Source organism: Enterococcus raffinosus (genome assembly GCF_019175485.1).
GTDB classification, from domain to species: Bacteria; Bacillota; Bacilli; order Lactobacillales; family Enterococcaceae; genus Enterococcus_A; species Enterococcus_A raffinosus.
In genome coordinates this window covers 323975-344824 of sequence record NZ_CP072889.1, presented here as the reverse complement: position 1 = coordinate 344824, position 20850 = coordinate 323975, and the positions used below count along the sequence as shown (strand labels likewise).

Here is a 20850-nt window from a genome sequence, read left to right as displayed (position 1 = left end):
GTTACCGTGGTAAAAAAAAAGAAGTAAAATTCGGTCAGTATTCTTGTCAAAATTAGATATTATCTTGAAACGGATCATCCGTTATGATGATTATGATAGCGATATCATAAAGGATGGTCCGGACACCATTGATAGTCACTACAGAATATAGAAGGAGCTGTGACAAGATGAATAGTGAAAAAATGCCTTTAGGGGACAAGATACAAGAAAAGTTGGGGCCATTTTCGGCCAAAGTAAATGGAAATCTCTATATCCAAGCGATTCGAGATGCAATGTTGGCGTATATGCCTTTCACCTTTGTGGCTTCGATCTTTTTGATTATTGCTTTTTTTCCAATCGACGCGGTTACGAATTTTATTACAAAGCTGCTGGGAACAGCGGATGCCAGTGTTTGGCAAAATAAATTGCTGTATGTAAACAATGCCACGCTTGCTATAGGCGGACTTATTGTTGTCATTTCTTTATCCAAATCATTAGCAGAAAAACTGAATGTGAACAATACCCAAAATATTTTAACGGCGTTAGTTTCATTTCTATTATTGACCCCTTTAACTGAAACTGAAAGTGGTCCAATGCTGGACATCTCACGTATTGGCGCACAATCTATGTTTCTTGCCATTGTTGTTAGCATCATCAGTGTAAAACTGTACAAATTGATTGCAGATAAGGATATAAAGATTAAAATGCCTGCGTCTGTCCCGCCAGCAGTGGCTGGACCTTTTGAGTCAGTGATTCCATCATTTATTGTTGTACTGGTGTTCTTTATTTTGCGAATGATCTTAGAGATTGGTTTGAAAAATGATGCACTAAGCCTGATCAATACTGTTTTAGGGGTGCCCTTGACCTTACTTGGAGGTTCTTTAGGCGGGATTGTTGTGGTAAAAATCTTTGAACAATTTTTATGGTTCTTTGGGTTACATGGTTCTTCAATCATCGCAGCGGTTATGGACCCTATTCATCAGGTGCTAGAGGATCAAAACAAAGTTGCTTCCTTAGCAGGGGAGCTTCCTGAAAATATTATCAGCATGAGCTTTAGAAATCACTTTGCATCAATTGGTTTAGTTGGAGCGATTATCGCAATCTTGATTGTGGCAAAAAGTCGTCAATATCGAGAAGTGGGGAAGATCGCTTTTGTTCCTTATCTGTTTAATATTGGAGAACCCACCTTGTTTGGGATTCCGTTGATGCTGAATTTCAGTTATATCATTCCTTTCCTATTAGGAAACACCATTTCGACAGTTGTCTCCTACATTGCCTTTGCGACAGGCTTAGTTCCAGTACCGACAGGCTTAGCCCAACTGCCTTGGACGACACCGATTATCTTTAGCGGTTATTTTGTTACTGGAAGTATCAGAGGATCGATCCTGCAGATTGTGCTGTTAGTGGTGGTTACGTTCCTCTGGCTGCCATTTGTTAAAGCAGCTGACAAGCAAATCTATGAAGCGGAAAAGGCGACGGATTTGGCTTGATCATCGGAGAAGGGAAGGAGGGGACAGTTATCAGTATTTTGATTAATGGTATAGCTGAACCTTACACAGTTTTATTAGATTCCCCGCTGTCAATTGACTGGCGTACAGTGGCTTTTGACCAAGCTGGATATACACTACGAATAACTGACGAGCAGGGCCAACAGATTTTTAAAGAAGAAAAGCAAGCGACGGCAATGAAAGTGAACGTTGATCTAAGTCATTTAGAGCAGGTACGGCAAACATATTTTGTTCAGCTCACGTTGTTTTCTACAACTAAAGAGCAGAGAAAACTGACTAGTCAATTTACAACAGCGAGCAAAAGAATCCAAGAAGCAGAGTGGATCACCCGATTAGATAATCCGATTTTGAAAGAAGCCACGTATTTTAGAGACAATCCTACAATTGTTTTATCGAAACAACTGAAGCTTGATACATCAGTGAAACAGGCGTGGATTGATCTTTGCGGATTAGGCTACTATACCTTGTTTATTAATGGCAAACGTGTTGGAAAAGACTATTTAATCAATGATGTGACCAACTATAATAAGGTTGTCTATTATGATACTTACGAAATCACGAAGTATTTGACAGTAGGGGAGAATTGTATTTCGGTTGAGTTGGGCAACGGTTGGTATAATCCGGCTCCAATCAATATTTTAGGGAAATACAATGTACGAAAACAGCTATCGATTGGGAAACCTTGTTTAATAGCTAGTATCGAGGTAAAAGATTTTGAAGGCAATCATCAGCAGGTCTTGACGGATACCACATGGAAGAGCGCCGAAGGGAATATTCTAATGAATAATGTTTTTGTCGGAGAAAAAGTTACAGATCAATGCGGTGAAAAGAAAGCCAAAACAGTAAAAATTCTCGGGCCTGCAGGAACGCTGATACCTGGAAGTATTCCAAAAATACAACGAGTCGAAAAAAGCTCACCAAAGAAAATAACTACTATAGGAAATAAAGTAATTGTAGACTTTGGAGAGATTCTATCTGGTCAAATATCGTTGACTGTTTCAAAGAACTATCTTGGAAAAATTATTCTCAATTACTCTGAGAGAATGTATGATAAAAAAGCACTGGATTTCTCAAGCACGATTAGCGGCGTTTATGGTATTACCGATCCTGAATTGGGGATTACACCGAATCAACGGATTATTCAAAGTGATACCCTCGAGAAAACTAAAAAAGCGACTTTTCAATTTTCTAATCAATACTCTCATCATTCTTTTCGTTATGTAGAGTTTATTTTTAGCGAAGCCGTTCCTTTTGAAGCGGTGATTGAAGAACTCTGCGCTTATAGAGTGCATACGAATGTTGAAGTGATCACTGAATTTGAAACATCGCTACCGTTGTTGAATCAATTATGGCGGAGTGGTCTGCAAACACGATTAAATAATATCCATTCTTATTTTGAAGACTGCACGAGAGAACGATTTGGTTATGGCGGAGATATTGTCGCTTTGATGTCGTCCCATCAGTATTCAATCAACGGTGTGAGTCTGTTGAAAAAAGTGATGCTCGACTTCATTAATGATCAAACCATCGATGGCGGCATTCCAGCGACAGCGCCATTTGTAGGCATTATGACCAATGGACCAAGTAATAAAGCCGGTGCGATTGATTGGCAGCTGGTGCTGCCGACGATTGCCAACAGTTTGCTGCGATTTTACGATGAAATGCACTTTGTTCAACAATTTGCTGCTAGCTTCAAGAAGCATATCGACTATCTTCTTAGCTTTGACTTTGACTATATCAAAGCCTGCAGCTTAGGCGACTGGGGATCAATTGATGAGAAAACCAATGGCGCTGTTATTACTTCGCCAGACCAGGAATTTTGCTCTGCTTGCAGCTACAGCATCATTCTGCAAGAGTATCAGCAGCTCATGAAAGAGTTAGTCGAATATGAATCAGCCGGTCTTCTTTCGAAAAAAATTACAGAAGTGAACCAAGCCATTTTCTCTGAATACGCCCATGCAAATAGTTCTTTTGGAGAAGGAACACAGTCAAGCGTAGTTTTTGCTCTAAAAGCAAATTTGGTTCAAGGAGAAGCCCAAAAGAAATTAATTCAGCAATTAATCGAAAAGATAGCTGCCAACGATGGCGTCATATCTTTAGGAATTTTTGGAATGGCTTGGATATATGAACTACTTACTAGCGAGGAGCATCAGATGATTCTATTTGATTGGCTCACTAAGTCGGAAGCACCAAGCTATCAAGCGATGCTTGCTGAAACTGGAACCTTATCCGAACATTTTCCTCTTCAAGAAGGAGCGGCAACGTACAACGGTTCATTAAACCACGCGATGTTTTCTTCCTACTCCGCGTGGATGGTCAGGCAGATTCTAGGAATCAGCTTTCCAGAAGGAATAAATGGACAAATATTCATCACTCCGCAAACAGCTTTTTCGCTTGAGACTATATCTGGCAGTATCCGAACCCCCTTCGGTAAAATCCAGCTTCAATGGACTCAAACAGAAGAAGAGATAAAAGGGAAAATAAATTTACCAAAAAACCAACCCTATACATTGAATCTTCCGACTTCAGATTGGCAAGTAGAAGAACGCTGTCGAGCTCTGGGGGAGAGTCTCGAACTATTTGTGAGATTGACGAAGGGATAGGTTGAAGAGAGGAACACCAAGCATTCAGAAGAGGATGTTTGGTGTTTTTTTGGTCTGTAATAGTTTATCTCTTAGAATGGAATGCACGAAATCTCATTACAAAAAAGTGAAATCTCTTAACTTTTGATTGAAATCGAAAATAGAAGCGCTTTCTTATGGGTGGTAGACTAGGTTATGAAAAAGGAGGCGGAGTATTTGAGACAAAAGAATCGTACATTTGATTTAAACATTTCGAAAGATGGTCATTGTCAGAATTATATATTGTTGATGACGAGCATCATTGGAGCCGTAATAATGCTGCTTTATGTAAGATTTGAAAAACAGGAAGATCACATTCTTGCTGAGTTAGAAAAAAGAAGCCAGCAAGTGATTTAATAGATGCAAAAAAACCATTCTTTTCTTATCAGAGAGTTTTGATCTCAGATAATAAAAAGAGTGGTTTTTAAGTATAAAGTTACAGTTTCTCTTTGTATAAAAAGGACTTTCATGATGCATTGATCCTGTAAAAGAGGCTATTTATATTCTCTCCTGCCTAAATAATAACTAGAGCTTATTCTAGAAAAAACTAAAGAAAGCGTTGACAACAAAACTTTCGGCAGTTATTATAAGCTTGTAAGAAAGAAAAAGAGCTAGGAATAGCAAGGTAGCTGTTCTTAGAGTTATGTGACTGGTAATGCAGGCAGAACTCAGATTATGCACTAAATATACTGAAATCTTTTCAGTTTGTTTAGTCTGTAATCTGAGTTTTTTTTCTGGAAAGGAGTAAATGATGAAAGTAGTAAAAATTTTAAATAACAATATCGCAATCATTGATAAGGGCGGTCATGAATCAATCGTTTATTCACCGGGAATCTCCTTTAAAAAAAGCGTTGGCCAACGAATAACGGATTCCGAAATTGAAAAAACGTATGTCTTAGATTCTAAGGATCGATTAGAGCATTTCAGCTATTTGCTGACTCATTCAGATGAGAAAATGATTCATTTGTTGAATGATATTGTCGCTTATGGCGAGTTTGTTGCAGAACAAAAAGCCAATGATTATCTGTATTTAGCGCTGCTTGATCATCTTACTTTTGCGATAAAGCGGGGAGAAAAGGATCAGTTTATTCGCAGTCCATTGACCTGGGAGGTCCAGAAATTTTATCCCAAGTTCTATGATATCGGGTTGTATGCGGTTAAGTTGATGCGCAAAACCTTCCACTATGAGTTTCCAGATGAGGAAGCCGTGTCTATCGCCTTACATTTTGTCAATATTCAGGAAAGTCAATCGCTATTGGATGAAACGCTGGAAAGCATGGAAATATTGAGAGATATCTTAAACATTATTAAGTACCATTTTAATATTTCATTAGATGAAACCTCGATGAATTATATGCGGTTAGTGACGCATTTGCAGTATTTTATCGAGCGGTTAAGAAAGCAGGAGGTTTACAGTGAAGACAGTGCCGGGCTGTTCGAACAAGTAAGACTGCTTTACCCAGAAGCCTTTAAGGCAACGAAAAAAATTGATATTTATGTGAAGGGCAGATTCAATCAATATCTGTCGAAGGACGAATATACCTATTTGATGATTCACATTAATCGTGTGACTGAGAGAAAGGAAGAAAAAGAATGAAATACCAAGAATTCAATCAAGAAATTATTGATTTAGTGGGTGGAAAAGACAATATCGAAGCGGTTGTTCATTGTATGACCAGACTGAGATTTACCTTGAAGGATCGTTCAAAGGCGCAAACAGAGGCGATCAAAGAAATGGATGGGGTCATCGATGTCGTCAGTAATCCAGTCGCTTATCAAATTATTGTAGGTACACACGTGAATGACGTTCATAAGGAATTGATCAGTATGCTTGGGTTAGACTCTGAATCCCAAGGAACAGGCAAGAAAGAAAAAAAGAATTTTGTTAAAGCAGCTTTAGACGTTGTTTCTGAATCAATGACCCCGATTTTAGAACCCATTATCTGTGCAGGGCTGTTAGCGGCGGTTCTTTCGATTGTTTCACTAACCGGGCTTATCTCACCGGAAAGCTCGACGTATATGATCTTTGATACATTACGCAACGCGGTGTTTTACTTCTTGCCGATCTTTATGGCAATGAGCTGTGCGAAGCGGCTGGGGGCGAATCCTTATTTAGCGGTTGCTTTAGCGGTAACCATTTTATCGGATTCGATTAACGGCGTATCTGGTTTGAACATGTTTGGGATCGGATTGCCTGAGATCACTTATTCTAACAGCTTTGTTCCAATTTTATTAGCCGTTTGGATCATGGGCTATGTGACGAAATACGTGAAGAAAATTGTTCCTGATTCATTGCAGCTGTTTTTAACCCCTTTATTGGTAATGATTGTGATGCTGCCGGCAACGTTATTAGTTTTTGGTCCGTTAGGTTTTTATTTAGGGGAAGGCATTATCGGTGTATTCAATTGGTTGCTAAATACGGTTGGCAGCTGGTTCGTGTTAATGCTTTACTCAGCTTTGCAGCCGTTTTTGATTATGTTAGGGGCAGGGAACTTTATCATGCCAGTAGTGGCTTCACTGATTGCGGCGAATGGGTATGATCCAGCCTTTATTACTGCTTGTACGATTTCTGATATCGCGGTAGGCGGAGCGATGCTTGGGTACTTTTTACGTACGAAGAACAACAAACAAAAACAATTATTTGGTACGGTGACTCTTTCGGCAATCTTAGGGATCACTGAGCCAGCGATTTACGGGGTATTTGTAAAATATCGTCGTCCATTCGTAGCCGTTATGATCGGCGGCGGATTAGGCGGATTATTTGCCGGCATTACGGGAGTTAAGGCCTATTCGATGGCTTGGGGATTGTTTGGCCTACCTTCATATATCGGTCAAGGCGACTTTGCGAATTTATGGTTCATGGTGGCAGCCGTTGCGATCAGCTTCTTAGGTGCAGCGATTGCTTCTTACATGTTAGGTGTGCCGGCTGAAAATGACGAGGAGACGCAAGAACTTTCTTCTGAAAAAGCGGTTGAAGAAGGAACAAAGATCAGTGTCCGCTCCATTCCATTAAAGAGTGTGGTTAAAGGCCAATTGGTTCAATTATCAGAGATTGCGGACAAGGCCTTCTCAACAGGTGCTTTAGGAAAAGGTGTCGGAATCATTCCTGAGGACAATGCGATTTATTCGCCAATTGATGGAGAGGTAACTGTAGTATTTCCGACCAAGCATGCGATTGGGATCAAAGGGGAGAACAACGCAGAAATCTTGATCCATATAGGTATTGATACGGTTGAACTGGATGGTGAAGGCTTTGAACTTTCGATAAAAGCCGGAGATAAAGTCCATGCAGGGCAAAAATTAGGGACTGTTGATTTTGAAGCGATCAAGCAGGCGGGCTATGATCCGACAACGATCGTGGTTGTGACTAATACCAATGATTACCTGGATGTGATTCCAGAAACAAATAAGCCTGTCTGTGATAGTGATCTCTCAATGAATATTATTTTTGAATAGAGGATAAAGAATGAAGATAGATACGAATTTTTTATGGGGCGGCAGCATCGCCGCCCATCAATGTGAAGGTGCAGTGAACGAAGGAAATAAGGGAACGGGTATTATGGACTTGGTGACGGTAGGGGCTTATGGACAACCAAGAGAAATTCATGAGGCATTCAAAGAAGACTGCCGTTACCCCTCTCATCAGGGAATTGATTTTTATCATCGTTATAAGGAAGACATCGCTTTATTTGCTGAAATGGGATTTAAGGCTCTGCGAATTTCGATTGATTGGTCGAGAATTTTTCCAAAAGGGGATGAGGAAGTTCCGAATCAGACGGGGTTGGATTTCTATAATGATGTCGTTGATGAACTTCTCAAACATAATATCGAACCAATCGTGACGCTCTATCATTTTGAAATGCCGATCCATTTAGTCACTGAATACGGTTCTTGGACAAATCGCCAAGTAATTGATTTCTACCTGAAATTTTGTGAAACGATATTCTGTAGCTTGAAGGGAAAAGTGACGTATTGGGTTACGTTTAATGAGATGAATCATATTGATCCGCAGACGGAAGCGAGTGATATTTTTACTTATATTATTGCGGGACTCAAGTATTCTGAGATTGAAAATAAAAAAGAGACGTTGGCACAAATTGGCTATCATATGACCTTAGCTAGTTGCTTAGCTGTGAATCTAGCACGGAAAATTGATCCGCAAAACAAAGTTGGATGTGTTTTTGGCATTGAGCCGGTCTATCCTGTGGACTGCAACCCGCAAAATGTCTTGAATGCTTTTCAACAAATGGATCGAGATTTTTACCAAATTGACGCGATGTGCAATGGGGAATTTCCGAAGTATAAAATGAAGGAATATCAAGCCATTGGCATTGAGCTTGAGATCAGCGAGGCAGATCAACAAGCATTTAAAAACGGAAAACTGGATTTTATTGGGATGAATTACTATGCCTCATCGGTGGCAGAATATGAAGGAGCTGAAGATGGTGCGAGTGCCCTTTTTGGCGGTCTGAAAAATCCATTTTTAAAGGTCAGCAAGTGGGGCTGGTCCATTGATCCCATCGGCATTCGTTATTTACTAAATTATACGTATCGCAAATATGGACTGCCGATCATGATTACGGAAAATGGTCTCGGAGCAGTAGATGTAGTCGAAGAAGGCGGGCAAATTCATGATGAGTATCGCATAGAATATCTAAAGGATCATATTCTAGAAATCAAAAAAGCCATTGAAATCGACCAAGTAGATTGCATCGGCTATTTAATGTGGGGACCGATCGATCTAGTAAGTGCAACGACCGGTCAGATGAGCAAGCGCTATGGCTTTATCCATGTTGATCTAGATGATGAAGGAGAAGGTTCCTTAGCACGTTCACGCAAGGATTCCTTTGAATGGTACAAAGAAACGATTAAGGATAATGCTGAGAATTTGGTGGATTAGACAATTTAATAATTATTAGGACAGCTGGGGAGATTCCTCAGCTGTTTTTGAGGGGAAGAATCATGTAGGTATCACAGCCTCGGATAGGTTTAAGTAAGTTAAACAGTCCAAGGCTTTTTTTCTTCAAGCTATTATCAATCTTCCGATATTCACTAGGAGAAACATCGGTCTTCATTAAAGAACTTCTTAAATTGCAAAAGAGCGATGCGCATCTGGAAATCTGCGAGACGTAAGCAATAAATGACATTGTGCTAGATGAAATTTAATCTGACAACAAAAAAATATAGTGATCAACAAATGATCGTACAATTACCATTCAACTGTTGGAAGTTTTTTTATGGCTGATAATAAATTTAACAAGGTAAGATTGTAAAAGTGAATTAAAAATATCGCAAAAGAAATATCCAAAATCCTCTAATATTTCAGTGAAAAGCTGTTAAACGAATCCTATTAATTATTGTTAATTACATCTCTTTAATTCATTTAAAAGTATCGCCGTATAACCCTCCACTGACCCACCACTCATTCGTTTGTTGGTAAACTACCGTAGTTACAAGAAAGTGGGGGAGCAAAATGGAAGTAAATGAGAGACAAAAACCATCGGTAGGTTGGCGTAAAAGAACCATTCTATTTATTTTTAGCCAAGCGCTTACTCTGTTCGGCTCGTCAATCGTGCAGATGGCGATTATCTGGCAGGTAGCTTTAGAAACTTCATCAGGATTATGGGTAACTCTTCTCACACTTAGTTCAACAATTCCACAAACGATTCTTTCCTTTTTTGGAGGCGTGTGGGCGGATCGGTATCCAAGGAAACGGCTGATCATTCTGGCAGATGCGGGAATCGCATTGGTCACGCTATTTTTAGCGGTGGTCTTTCTCTTTGGTGAGCAAACAACTATTCTACCTTTATTAATCGTAGTCTCGGCTATACGATCAATTGGATCAGGGATACAAACACCCGCAGTCAGTGCGGTTATCCCTCAAATTGTGCCAGAGGAGCATTTGATTCGGTTTAACGGGATCAATGGCAGCATGATGGCGATTGTTCAATTTGCTTCGCCGGCAGCGGCGGGAGCGATTCTATCATTGGGGTCGTTTCATTGGGTATTATTAATCGATGTGGTCACAGCGATTATTGGTATCTCGATACTGTCTTTTGTATCAATGCCGAATAAAAGAAGGACTAAGACAGCAGAATCTTCAACCTTTTTTGAGGATATGAGCGCTGGAATTAGTTATGCCATAGGAGAATCAAAGGTAAAGCGGCTGCTAATCACCTATGGGACGTTTATTTTTCTAAGTGTACCATCAAGCTTCTTAACGGTATTAATGATTGAACGAACGTTTGGCAACAATTACCTGTATTTAACAGTGAACGAAATGGCTGGCTTTGCCGGAATGGTCTTAGGAGGGATTTTTTTAGGCGCTTGGGGCGGTTTTGAGGAAAGATGGAAAACCTTTATTTTTGGCTTATTTTGTTTTGGTTTGTTCTCCTTCGCTCTTGGATTTACCTATTCTTTCTGGCTTTTTGCCTCCTTGATGTTTTTGATGAGCTTTTTCATTCCTGTGGTGCAATCATCTACGGCAACGATGCTTCAACAACAAGTCCCAGAGGAGAAGCATGGTCGTATTTTTGGTCTTTTGGGAGCGATATACAATAGTTTTATGCCCCTTGGAACTGCTCTATTTGGACCGTTGGCAGATATCGTGAAGATTCAATGGCTGGTAATTGTCTGTGGGGGAATTCTTATGGGATTGACCTTGCTTGTGTCTTTTCTAAAGAATAAAGCTTAGTGATTTTTCAAATTTTAAATATAGTCTGTAAGCAGTCAAGAGATAGCTTCACTTTAAACTGAAAAAGGCTATTGACACCTTTCTATCAGGAAAGGTGTCTTTTTTCTCTCTTTAACTTTAAAAAAGATAGAATGCTAGCAAGAGTTTCATGTATTATTGAGATAAGCGGCAAAATTGATTGAATGAATCGAAATCGCTTTTAATTAGTAAAATAGTAATATGACTTTATTTTGTGAAACTTGGAGGAGAATAGTTATGCGCTTGATTGAACCATGGGAGAATATCAGAATCAATGTGCTGTCAGAAAATCGGGTCATGCAGCATTTTGATGGGAACATTCATTTCATTTATGTATTAGCTGGGGAGGTAACCGTCGAAAAAGAAGACACGATTGTTTCGCTGCAAAAAAATGATTTTTATATTTTATCAAAGTCTTTAGTACATACCGTTTATGGGGAAAATGCTCGAGCTTTTGAAATCGTTTTAACTTATACCTTCGAAGATCAAGAAGGACGGGCATTTGAAGGGAATTCTGTCACACAAGGCAAAAGTTCAGATCAAAAAATAGTTCAGTCTATTGAGCGTTTATTGAAGCTGTATATTTTGCAAGAGAAGCATTCTGTTTCTGAAGTTTTTGAAGAGTATTTTCGCATGATTCATTTACTAGAGAAGGAATACACCGTGTTCTCTAGTCTAGATGAAGACCGAAGTATGAAGCAAAAGGTTTATGAGCTGAAATTTTTCATTGATAACAACTTCGACAAGGATATTCGTTTGGCTGATATTGCGAATAAATTATATGTTTCTGATCAGTATCTATCCAGAAGCTTTTCTAGTGAGATTGGCATGCCGATGAATGAATATTTGATTCGCAAACGGTTAGAAAAGGTGCGAAAGGAGCTGTTAGAAACAGAAAAAACTGTGACGAATATTGCCTTTTCTGCTGGGTTTTCAAACATTAATTCCTTTAATCGCTTATTCAAAAAGTATCAAGGTTTGACCCCCAGTGAGTTTCGCAAGGAAATAAAAGACACGGTAAAAGTTGAAACGAAGCAGCACGATTTAGCGGAGGAAGACATTCAGAATTTAGAGGTGTATTTCAAAGAAAAGGATGCGAAAATTGACGACGAAACACTCTTAGTGGATATGCAGGAATACTCACGGCAAAATTTTCAAAAAAACATGATTAATTTAGGGTACGCTGGAGATCTTACTCATGCCTCATTTGTAGAACAAATCCATTATCTACAAGAGAATAGTCCCTTTTTATATGGAAGGATCTGGGGATTGTTAAGTGAAGAAATTTTGGAGCAGGTGGGAGACGCGTATGATTTCTCAGCGGTGGATGAAATTCTTCAGGTTATGATTAAAGCGGGGATTAGGCCATTTTTAGAACTGGGGTTCAAAGGAAAATTGATTCATGAATCCCATACACAAATTATAAAAAGTCATTTATTTACGAGGAAATCGTATGAGTTGTCTCATTTGCTACAGCGATTCCAAGCTTTTTTTCATCACTGTGTGGATAAATTTGGTTTGGAAGAGGTATCGACGTGGATTATCGAAATATGGAAGCCTAACCCTCTGGTTTTAAAAACGATTGGCAGCGAAGAACTAACAAGAATTGATGATAATGGTGCCCAGTTAAATCTAGCCAACGAAAAAAATTATATCTATGTCTTTTCAAAAATCCAACAAGCCATTCGTAGCATTGTTCCTGGGATTCAAATTGGCGGCTGCGGCTTGAGCTTAGACATTGAAGACCGCGACCTAAGCTCTTTTCTGACGCAATGGGTCAAAGGAACTGCGGCACCAGATTTTATCAGCTTGTCGATTTATCCGATGGATGCTGTGAAGCAGCAGGTGCACCAGCACAAAAATCATCATGAACCTATTTCTCCAGATTCCAATTACATGCTCCATCAAATGAAACAGTTCAAAGAGTTGCTTACAGACATTGGTTACGAGGGGAGAACCTACATTACAGAATTCAATGTTACGATTTTAAGTCGGGATATTATCAATGATACGGCCTTTAAAGGTAGCTATATTCTAAAAAATGTTCTCGCAGTAGTGCCTTATTGCGATTTGATTGGTTATTGGCAGCTGACGGATCTATCTGTGACTACCTTTGATACAGCAAATAAGGAGATATTCGGCGGTTCTGGATTGATCTCAAAAAGCGGGGTCCCTAAAATCGGCTACTATGCCTATCGCTTTTTAGGTAAGTTAAGTGATGAAGTCGTCTATCAGTCAAAGGAGCTGCTGATTACAAAGGACGATCCAAACCGTATTCAGCTATTGTGTTTTTCCTATAGTCACTTAAATTCTACGTATTATTATGATTTTAATAGTGTTTTTACACGTAGAAATGCAGAAGCTTTATTTACTTCAGCTAGTGTACAAAAGAAACAGATTGTATTGATGAACTTGAAGGAAGAGGAGAGCCTTTATCGATTGAAGTGTTACCGAATCGGTCCGAAATCAGGGAATATTTTAGAAGAAATGAATCAATTGAGTCATTCGGATCGACTGGATGAAGAATTGATCGCCTATTTGAAGCATCGCTGCCAACCGCAAATTGAGGTTAAGGAAGCTGTTTCTAGGAATCGTCAATTAAAAATTGAATTGGAGCTATCACCCCAAGATGTTCAATTAATTGAAGTTCAAAAAGTTTCTCGTTAAACAAGATTGTGTAATACAATCTTGTTTTTTTGTGTCTACGTTGCCTATCATCCTTTGAAAGTATCAACAGAATGTTTAGAAAGTGCAGAGTATTCTTTTATGGAGGACGCTAAAATAGAATCTGTAAACGTTTACAAAAACTAATTATTCTGGGAGGTACACATGGAAAAGGAAGTTTTTGATAATGGAATGAAGGTTGAAAAGAAGAAATTAACGAAGTTTTCTATGATCGCCTATGGCTTGGGTGATTTAGCGAGTCAGTTTGTATGGACATTCGTCGGCACTTATTTAACTGTTTTCTATACTGATATCGTGGGTTTAGCGCCAGTCGCAGTTTCTATGATCATGTTGGTGGCACGTTTGTGGGATGGGATCAATGATCCGATGATGGGAATGATCGCTGAACGGACGAGAAGTAAATTTGGACGTTTCCGTCCTTATATTGCCTTTGGATCCCCTTTTCTAGCGTTGTTTTCAGTTCTAACATTTACCGGTCCATTTGGAAATGGGACAGCGGGTGTTATCTGGGCAGCAATCATTTATATCGTTGCGGGAATGATTTATACATTGGTTAATATTCCATATGGTGCCTTGGCTGCAGTAATGAGTGAGGATGCAAATGAACGAAATCAATTGAATGCTTGGCGTTCTGTTGGAATGAATGTTGGAATGATTATTGTAAACTCAATGTCCTCATTTATTATGTTGGCGTTTTCTGACGGTTCTCAAGTAGCCACAGGGCGAGGCTACTTCATGACCGCTTTGATTTATGCGGTGATCTCAATTCCATTGTTTTTTGCGGTTTTTGTGACCTCTAGAGAAGTCGTTCAACCGATGAAAAATGAGAACAAAGTTCCATTACGTACGACGCTAAAAAATGTCATCGGAAACAAGTATTTGATGATCGTCTTTTTAATTATGATACTTCAAATGACTGCATTTATGGGCAGAATTGCCGTAACAACTTTTTATGTCATTTATTGTTTAGGGGCTTTTACCTTAATCGCTTTGCTTATGACAATTCCTTCGATTGGTGGAGCCGTTTGTTCTTTAGCCGTTGTTCCACTGGTTAAACGTTTTGGCAAACGAAATGTGCTTATGATTTCTTTGATCCTTCAAGGGATCGGATTGTTGGTGGTTTATTTCGCAGATTTTGATAACTTGCCGATGATTATTGCGGGGCATGTCATCTTTGGACTGTTTAATATGGGCTTTCCAATTTCGCTCTCTTTAGTAGCAGACTCTGTTGATTATCAAGAGTTGAAATCTGGGGTTCGAACAGATGGCACAGCTTATGCGACGTATGGCTTGGCAACTAAAATCGGAAATGCTCTCGGCGCATCAGTGGGAATTATGCTGCTTCATTCTTTTGGCTACAAAGCAAACATGGAGCAATCATTGGCGACGAAAAACGGAATCAATCTAGTCGTTAATTTAATTCCGGCAATCTTATTCTTTGTATCGGCGCTTGCTTGTTTATTATGGAACTTAAGTGACAAGGATACGGATGATATTCGGAAACAATTAGATGAAAAACGTGAAAAAGAAAATGATTGAACATAAATGTGTGGTATTCAATTGCACATCAATAAAGAAAAGAAGAATAAATGCAAAAAGAGTTGATCTTTTTTGGGAGAATTAAAGAGTAAGAAAAAGCGTTTTTAAGTAAACTAATCAATGTAAGCGATACCTAAACGAATTCGTCGACTAGTTAAACCTAGTCGGCGATATGAGGAGGAAAAAAAGTGGAAAAATTAAAATTTGGCATCATTGGATGTGGCGGAATCGCCAATCAAAAACATTTACCAGCATTAGCAAAATTGAGTGAACAAGTGGAGCTAGTCGCCTTTTGTGACACAATCATTGAACGGGCGGAAGCCGCGGCAGCAGAATATGGTGTTTCTAACGCTCTAGTCACTGAGGATTATAAAGAAGTGGTGAAGCAAGCGGATATTGACGTAATCCATGTATTAACGCCGAATATCTCTCATGCATTTATTACTGTAGCTGCACTGGAAAGCGGAAAACACGTCATGTGTGAAAAACCAATGGCGATTAACTATGAGGAAGCTAAGAAAATGCTGGATGCCGCTGAACGTACAGGGAAGAAACTGACGATTGGTTATCAAAATCGCTTCCGTGCGGATTCATTAGCAACCTACGATGCCTGCAGCAAAGGAGAATTGGGAGATATATACTTTGCGAAAGCACATGCTGTTCGTAGAAAAGGAGTCCCTACTTGGGGCGTATTCCCAGATAAAGAGAAGCAAGGTGGAGGCCCGTTAATTGATATCGGGACTCATGCATTGGATCTAACACTTTGGTATATGAATAACTACAAACCAAAAATGGTCTTAGGTTCTACTTATCAGAAATTGAAGGACAACCCTATGGCAAATATGTTTGGTGCATGGGATCCAGAAACATTTGAAACAGAAGATTCAGCATTTGGGCTAATCAAAATGGAAAATGGCGCAACAATCTTCTTAGAAGCAGCTTGGGCATTAAACATGATCAATCCGAAGGAAGCACAGGTGACCTTATGCGGAACAGAAGGCGGTGCGGAAATGTTTGGAAAAGCCTTCTTAGATCAAGGGTATGTGGTCTTCAACAAAGCTGATCATAACCAATTGGAGCAGACGGAGCCTTCAGATGCTGGCGGGGTCTTCGGCTTTGAGGGAAGTAGTTTGGAACAAAAGGACGCAGAGGCGAAACAATGGGTCGAAGCAATTCTTAACGATACAGAACCAGTTGTAAAACCTGAACAAGCAATTGTGGTAACACAAATTTTAGAAGCAATCTACAAATCGGCCGAAACAGGTAAAGTCGTAGAATTGTAATTTTAGGTGATGGACGAGTGTCAAACGAATTTGCGCTCGTCCAAGCCGTTAGTTCAATTATTAGGAGGAAAACGAATGTCTAGAATCAAGACAGCAGTAAGTTTATATAGTTTACAAGATGAGTATTTGAACCATCGGATGAATTTGGCTGATATGATGAACTTTTTGAAGGAGCATCATGTCGAAGGGGTAGAACTTTTACCAGATCAAATGATCAAAAATGCGCCCCATCCAGCAGAAGAGGATGTTGCTCATTGGCATCAGCTTCTAGAAGAGACAGGGATCAAGCCAGTGATCGCAGATGTTTTTCTGAACACAAATTTGTACAATAATCGTCAGTTAACGAAGCGAGAATGTATTGAATTATTAATAGAAGAAATTAAGCAAGCCAATCGCTTAGGTATCAAATTAATTCGTCTAGTCTCTATGGTCCCTTACTGGGTGTGTGAACCGTTACTGCCCTATTGTGAAAAATATGATGTGACAATTGCTTTAGAGATCCATGCGGGGATGGCTTTTGACGAACCCGAAACACTACATTTTATCGAAGAAATGAAACGATTGGATTCTCCTTATGTTGGTTTGGTAATCGATACAGGAATCTTCTGCAAAAAATTCCCACGAGTAGTTGTGAATTATGAAATAAATAATGGTGCTAGCCCTGAAATGTTTGCCTACTTAGATCGTTTATTCGAAAAAGGAACGGATCTTCACCGTGTAGTAAAAGAAAACAACGGAGAATATCCAGAGGACTTCAAGCAAGTCATCAAAACTAAAGAAGATCAAATGTTTGCGCCTCTATGTGATGGCTATGAAAATTATCCATTCTCAGTGATGGATGAATATATACCATACATCAAGCATTTTCACATTAAAATGTTCGAGATGACACCAGAAGGTCCTGAATATTCTATGGATTACAAGGGACTCTTGGAATACTTGCATGAAAAGAATTATGACGGTTACGTGGCAACGGAATATGAAGGGAATCGCTTCACATTGCCTGGAAAACCGATGCAGGAAAAAGAACAAGTTGCGGCAAATCAAAAATATTTGCAGGCTTGTCTGAAAGAGATTCAGGGATAGGAGGAAGAAGCAAATGTTTGACAATAATGTCTTTAAAAAAGATACCTGTAAGAATATCGAAGAAAACGGTGAAGTGATCGGTTATGAATTACAAACCTTAATCACCTATTATCGCGGAGTCCCATTATCAATGGTGGAGTTTATCAAAGTAGCAATAGACGAGGAAGAAGCCGCTCCTGATACGATCCAAATTTCTATTGACAGAGAAGATTGGTTTTACCTATCGGAAGCGGCTACAGTTACCACATATAAATGGGAGTATGGAGAACCCTTGTACATCCGTGTTTTAAAGCCTGGGGGATTAGTCAAAGGAGACCATCAAGTCAAATTAACAGTTGCGACTAGAACCGCTTATATTCCTGTCCCATTGGTGGGGGTGAAGGAACGAACGGTCACGATTTAGGAGAGTAAGGAGGAGGAAGTATGCTGAATTTTGGCATCATTGGATATGGTTTCATGGGACAAACCCATGGGGAAACGATCAAAAAATTAGACTATGCAACATTACTCGCAGTATGCGACATCAATAAGGATCAGCTTAAGGATGTTTCAGAAGAAGTAAAAACATTTTTAAGAGCCGATGAACTTCTAGCAGTAAAGGAAATTGATACGGTGATTATTGCTGTTCCGAATCATTTGCATTTGGAAATGGTAAAAAAAGCCGCTGCAGCGAAAAAAGATATCATCTTAGAAAAACCAGCTGCCATGAATGGAACAGAATTTCAAGAAATGATGGCAGTCACAGAAGCGGCGGGAGTTCGTTTCACGATTCATCATCAACGTCGCTGGGACAAGGATTATCGTTTAATAAAAGAAGTTGTTGACAGTCACACGCTGGGGGATATCTTTACGATTAAAAATAGTCTTTATGGCTTTAATGGAAATATGCATGATTGGCATGTTTATCCTGAATTTGGCGGAGGGATGCTTTACGATTGGGGCGTTCATCTATTGGATCAAATGCTTTGGATGATCCCTGGTAAGTTGAAGACAGTCTATGCCGATGTGCGTAACGTCATTAATGAAAATGTTGACGACTATTTTAACATACAGATGTATTTTGATAGTGGAATTACCGGACAGGTTGAATTAGGAACCTATTTCTTGAAGGATGAAGCTTCTTGGTTTGAACGCCATTGGTTTGCAGGTGGAAATAAAGGAAGTGCCTATGTAGATGGCTTCAACCCTCAAGGGAAAATCGTACGAACTAGTGAATTATTAACGAATGTTCCTGGAAAAATCACCATGACAGCCGCTGGACCGACACGTTCCTTTGGTCCCCCGCCAGAAGGCCGTCTAGTGACAGAAGAATTACCAGAAGTTCATGTAAATCATCAAATGTTCTTTGATCATTATCATGAGTATATAGCAGGTAAAGAAGACCTGAAGGTAAAACCAGAAGAAATTTTACGCTTAATGAAACTAGTGGATGCCATTAGAGTATCCGCAAGAGAACATCGCTCGGTAGATTTTGAATAGAGAGAAGGGAAAAACATGCAATTAGGATTAGTTTCAGCAATTTTAGATCAAAGTGACTTTTATGAAATGATCGATATTGTTGCTGAAAATGGACTAGAATGTGTTGAGGTTGCTTGCTGGCCAGCTGGAAAAGCCGAACGGCGTTATGCAGGAGTTTCACATATTGATACAGAAAATTTAACAAAAGACCAAGCAGAAAAATACAACGCTTATGCCAAAGAAAAGAAGGTTGCGATCTCAGCGTTGGCCTATTATCCCAATCCTTTAGACGAGGATCTAGCGAAACGGCAGCAAGTGATCAATCATTTGTACTCAGTGATTGATGCAGCCAAAATGATGGACATTCATTTAGTGACGACGTTTATTGGTCGGATGCCAACAAAGACTATTTCCGAAAATTTAAAGGAAATGGAGAAAGTCTGGAAACCAATTATTGCTTATGCGGAAGGACAGCAGGTAAAAATTGCCATCGAGAACTGTCCGATGCTGTTTACCGAAGACGAATGGCCTGGCGGACAAAATCTGATGACCACGCCAGACTTATTCAGAAAAATCTTTGCTATTTTGGATAGTGAGTATATCGGATTAAATTTTGACCCTTCTCATTTTGTATGGCAGCAGATGGATTACTTAGCACCATTGTATGAGTTTAAAGATAAATTATTCCATATTCACTACAAAGATATCAAGTTATATTGGAATAAATTGCAGGAAGTCGGTGTAATGGCGACACCGTTAGAATATATGTCTCCTAAGCTGCCTGGTTTGGGCGATGTGGATTGGGGCAAGTATGTCTCAGCATTAACGGATGTTGGCTATAATGGCTATACCTGTATTGAAGTAGAAGACCGGGCTTATGAAACGGATTATGAGGATGTCAAACGGTCAATCAAGCAAAGTACGCATTATTTGCGAAACTTTGTTTAGTGGTGACGCCTTTGGATAATCAAGAAAATAGAGTAATTGGTATAGACATTGGTGGAACATTTATCAAATTTGCGTTAATGAACTCGTTGGGCGTAATTGACAGAAAATGGTCGATTCCGACGAATATCTCTGAAAAGGGGCGGTTCATCCCAGAGGAAATTTGCTTTTCCATTCGTAAGATGTTGGGCGAGGACTCACTAAAAATAGTTACTGGGATTGGTATCGGTGTACCAGGTCCTATTTCTCCAGACGGAAAGATGGTCGTTCAAGCTGTCAATCTTGATTGGAAAGACCTGCCATTGAGAGAAATGATCGAAAACGATTTAGGAATCGGAGTGTGTTTATTAAATGATGCCAACGCGGCTGCTTTAGGGGAAATGTGGCAAGGGGCTGCTAAGGGGAAACAAAACCTTCTGTTCGTTACATTAGGTACTGGAGTTGGTGGCGGTATCGTATTAAATGGTCAAGTTCTGAACGGCTGCCATTCTGCTGGCGGAGAGATCGGGCATATTCCTATTCGTTCGAATGAAGACAGGTTGTGTGGATGCGGTGGCAGAAACTGTTTAGAAACCTTTGCTTCAGCGAATGGCTTAGCGTTATCAATGAGAAAGAAGCTTGAGACAGTAGGAGAACAATGGTCGGAAATGACACCACCAATCGTCTTTGAAAAGGCAGTGCAAAATAATGAATACGCGATACAGGTGCTGGATGAGTTTACAGATGTATTAGGCCAGGCTTTAGCAGGTATTATGAATACGATTGATGTGGAAGAAGTTGTTATCGGCGGCGGTTTGTCAGAGGCAGGCGATGCGTTGCTGATTCCGCTGAAGAAAAAAATGGACCAGTACGTTTTTCCGCAAATCAAAAATCATTTTTCCGTTAAAAAGGCTTCTTTAGGAAATGAAGCGGGAATATTTGGAGCGGTTTATGCTTATTTGAATGCGAATAAATGAAGGTCATCTATTTATTTCGCTTGATGAGAAAAGATTTTTAACTTCGCTTTGGAAATTTCACATACTTATATTGAAAAA

General features: G+C 39.5%; 15 protein-coding genes. All 15 read left to right on the top strand.

Translation table 11 applies throughout. The features are described 5' to 3' along the window. Positions 1-167: 167 nt before the first annotated feature. Positions 168-1469, top strand: coding sequence for a PTS sugar transporter subunit IIC (locus J9537_RS16330; RefSeq protein WP_060789547.1), 1302 nt, complete (start codon positions 168-170; stop codon positions 1467-1469). Next, positions 1466-4090 carry a family 78 glycoside hydrolase catalytic domain gene (locus J9537_RS16325; protein ID WP_070510036.1) on the top strand — a complete coding sequence of 875 codons (2625 nt, stop codon included), beginning with the start codon at positions 1466-1468 and terminating at the stop codon, positions 4088-4090. The genes J9537_RS16330 and J9537_RS16325 overlap by 4 nt, the downstream gene beginning before the upstream one ends. 174 nt (positions 4091-4264) lie before the next feature. Beyond that, a complete protein-coding gene (locus J9537_RS16320; RefSeq protein ID WP_176746273.1) occupies positions 4265-4465 on the top strand; it encodes a hypothetical protein in 201 nt (66 codons plus the stop codon). Between the two features lie 394 nt (positions 4466-4859). Further along, positions 4860-5705, top strand: a complete 846-nt coding sequence (locus J9537_RS16315; protein ID WP_070510031.1) for a PRD domain-containing protein — start codon at positions 4860-4862, stop codon at positions 5703-5705. Beyond that, on the top strand, positions 5702-7564 hold the full coding sequence (locus J9537_RS16310; protein ID WP_070510028.1) for a PTS beta-glucoside transporter subunit IIBCA: 1863 nt from the start codon (positions 5702-5704) through the stop codon (positions 7562-7564). Before J9537_RS16315 ends, J9537_RS16310 begins: the two co-directional genes overlap by 4 nt. Before the next feature lie 10 nt (positions 7565-7574). Next, positions 7575-9008, top strand: coding sequence for a glycoside hydrolase family 1 protein (locus J9537_RS16305; RefSeq protein ID WP_070510025.1), 1434 nt, complete (start codon positions 7575-7577; stop codon positions 9006-9008). Between the two features lie 573 nt (positions 9009-9581). Next, positions 9582-10802: an MFS transporter gene (locus J9537_RS16300; RefSeq protein WP_218257660.1), complete on the top strand. Its 1221-nt coding sequence runs from the start codon at positions 9582-9584 to the stop codon at positions 10800-10802. A 255-nt stretch (positions 10803-11057) separates the two neighbouring features. Further along, on the top strand, positions 11058-13487 hold the full coding sequence (locus tag J9537_RS16295; protein WP_070510019.1) for a GH39 family glycosyl hydrolase: 2430 nt from the start codon (positions 11058-11060) through the stop codon (positions 13485-13487). 162 nt (positions 13488-13649) lie between these two features. Beyond that, positions 13650-15044 carry an MFS transporter gene (locus J9537_RS16290; RefSeq protein ID WP_070510016.1) on the top strand — a complete coding sequence of 465 codons (1395 nt, stop codon included), beginning with the start codon at positions 13650-13652 and terminating at the stop codon, positions 15042-15044. A gap of 188 nt (positions 15045-15232) precedes the next feature. Continuing rightward, positions 15233-16327, top strand: a complete 1095-nt coding sequence (locus tag J9537_RS16285; RefSeq protein WP_070510015.1) for a Gfo/Idh/MocA family protein — start codon at positions 15233-15235, stop codon at positions 16325-16327. 75 nt (positions 16328-16402) lie between these two features. Beyond that, entirely contained in the window at positions 16403-17413 is a 1011-nt protein-coding gene (locus tag J9537_RS16280; protein WP_070510014.1) for a sugar phosphate isomerase/epimerase family protein, read from the top strand. Positions 17414-17426: 13 nt separating this feature from the next. Then, positions 17427-17816 (top strand): C-glycoside deglycosidase beta subunit domain-containing protein, encoded by a 390-nt coding sequence (locus J9537_RS16275; RefSeq protein WP_070510012.1) that lies wholly within the window; start codon positions 17427-17429, stop codon positions 17814-17816. A 20-nt stretch (positions 17817-17836) separates the two neighbouring features. After that, a complete protein-coding gene (locus tag J9537_RS16270) occupies positions 17837-18892 on the top strand; it encodes a Gfo/Idh/MocA family protein (RefSeq protein ID WP_070510009.1) in 1056 nt (351 codons plus the stop codon). 15 nt (positions 18893-18907) lie between these two features. After that, entirely contained in the window at positions 18908-19819 is a 912-nt protein-coding gene (locus J9537_RS16265) for a sugar phosphate isomerase/epimerase family protein (protein WP_070510006.1), read from the top strand. A gap of 11 nt (positions 19820-19830) precedes the next feature. Beyond that, positions 19831-20772: an ROK family protein gene (locus J9537_RS16260; protein WP_218257659.1), complete on the top strand. Its 942-nt coding sequence runs from the start codon at positions 19831-19833 to the stop codon at positions 20770-20772. Positions 20773-20850 lie beyond the last annotated feature (78 nt).

What these genes read in the sequence shown, in the direction of transcription:
- J9537_RS16330 (WP_060789547.1), top strand. Translation starts at nt 168, where the DNA reads ATGAATAGTGAAAAAATGCCTTTAGGGGACAAGATACAAGAAAAGTTG.
- J9537_RS16310 (WP_070510028.1), top strand. Translation starts at nt 5,702, where the DNA reads ATGAAATACCAAGAATTCAATCAAGAAATTATTGATTTAGTGGGTGGA.
- J9537_RS16290 (WP_070510016.1), top strand. Translation starts at nt 13,650, where the DNA reads ATGGAAAAGGAAGTTTTTGATAATGGAATGAAGGTTGAAAAGAAGAAA.
- J9537_RS16270 (WP_070510009.1), top strand. Translation starts at nt 17,837, where the DNA reads ATGCTGAATTTTGGCATCATTGGATATGGTTTCATGGGACAAACCCAT.
- J9537_RS16280 (WP_070510014.1), top strand. Translation starts at nt 16,403, where the DNA reads ATGTCTAGAATCAAGACAGCAGTAAGTTTATATAGTTTACAAGATGAG.
- J9537_RS16295 (WP_070510019.1), top strand. Translation starts at nt 11,058, where the DNA reads ATGCGCTTGATTGAACCATGGGAGAATATCAGAATCAATGTGCTGTCA.
- J9537_RS16315 (WP_070510031.1), top strand. Translation starts at nt 4,860, where the DNA reads ATGAAAGTAGTAAAAATTTTAAATAACAATATCGCAATCATTGATAAG.
- J9537_RS16275 (WP_070510012.1), top strand. Translation starts at nt 17,427, where the DNA reads ATGTTTGACAATAATGTCTTTAAAAAAGATACCTGTAAGAATATCGAA.
- J9537_RS16320 (WP_176746273.1), top strand. Translation starts at nt 4,265, where the DNA reads ATGAAAAAGGAGGCGGAGTATTTGAGACAAAAGAATCGTACATTTGAT.
- J9537_RS16305 (WP_070510025.1), top strand. Translation starts at nt 7,575, where the DNA reads ATGAAGATAGATACGAATTTTTTATGGGGCGGCAGCATCGCCGCCCAT.
- J9537_RS16300 (WP_218257660.1), top strand. Translation starts at nt 9,582, where the DNA reads ATGGAAGTAAATGAGAGACAAAAACCATCGGTAGGTTGGCGTAAAAGA.
- J9537_RS16265 (WP_070510006.1), top strand. Translation starts at nt 18,908, where the DNA reads ATGCAATTAGGATTAGTTTCAGCAATTTTAGATCAAAGTGACTTTTAT.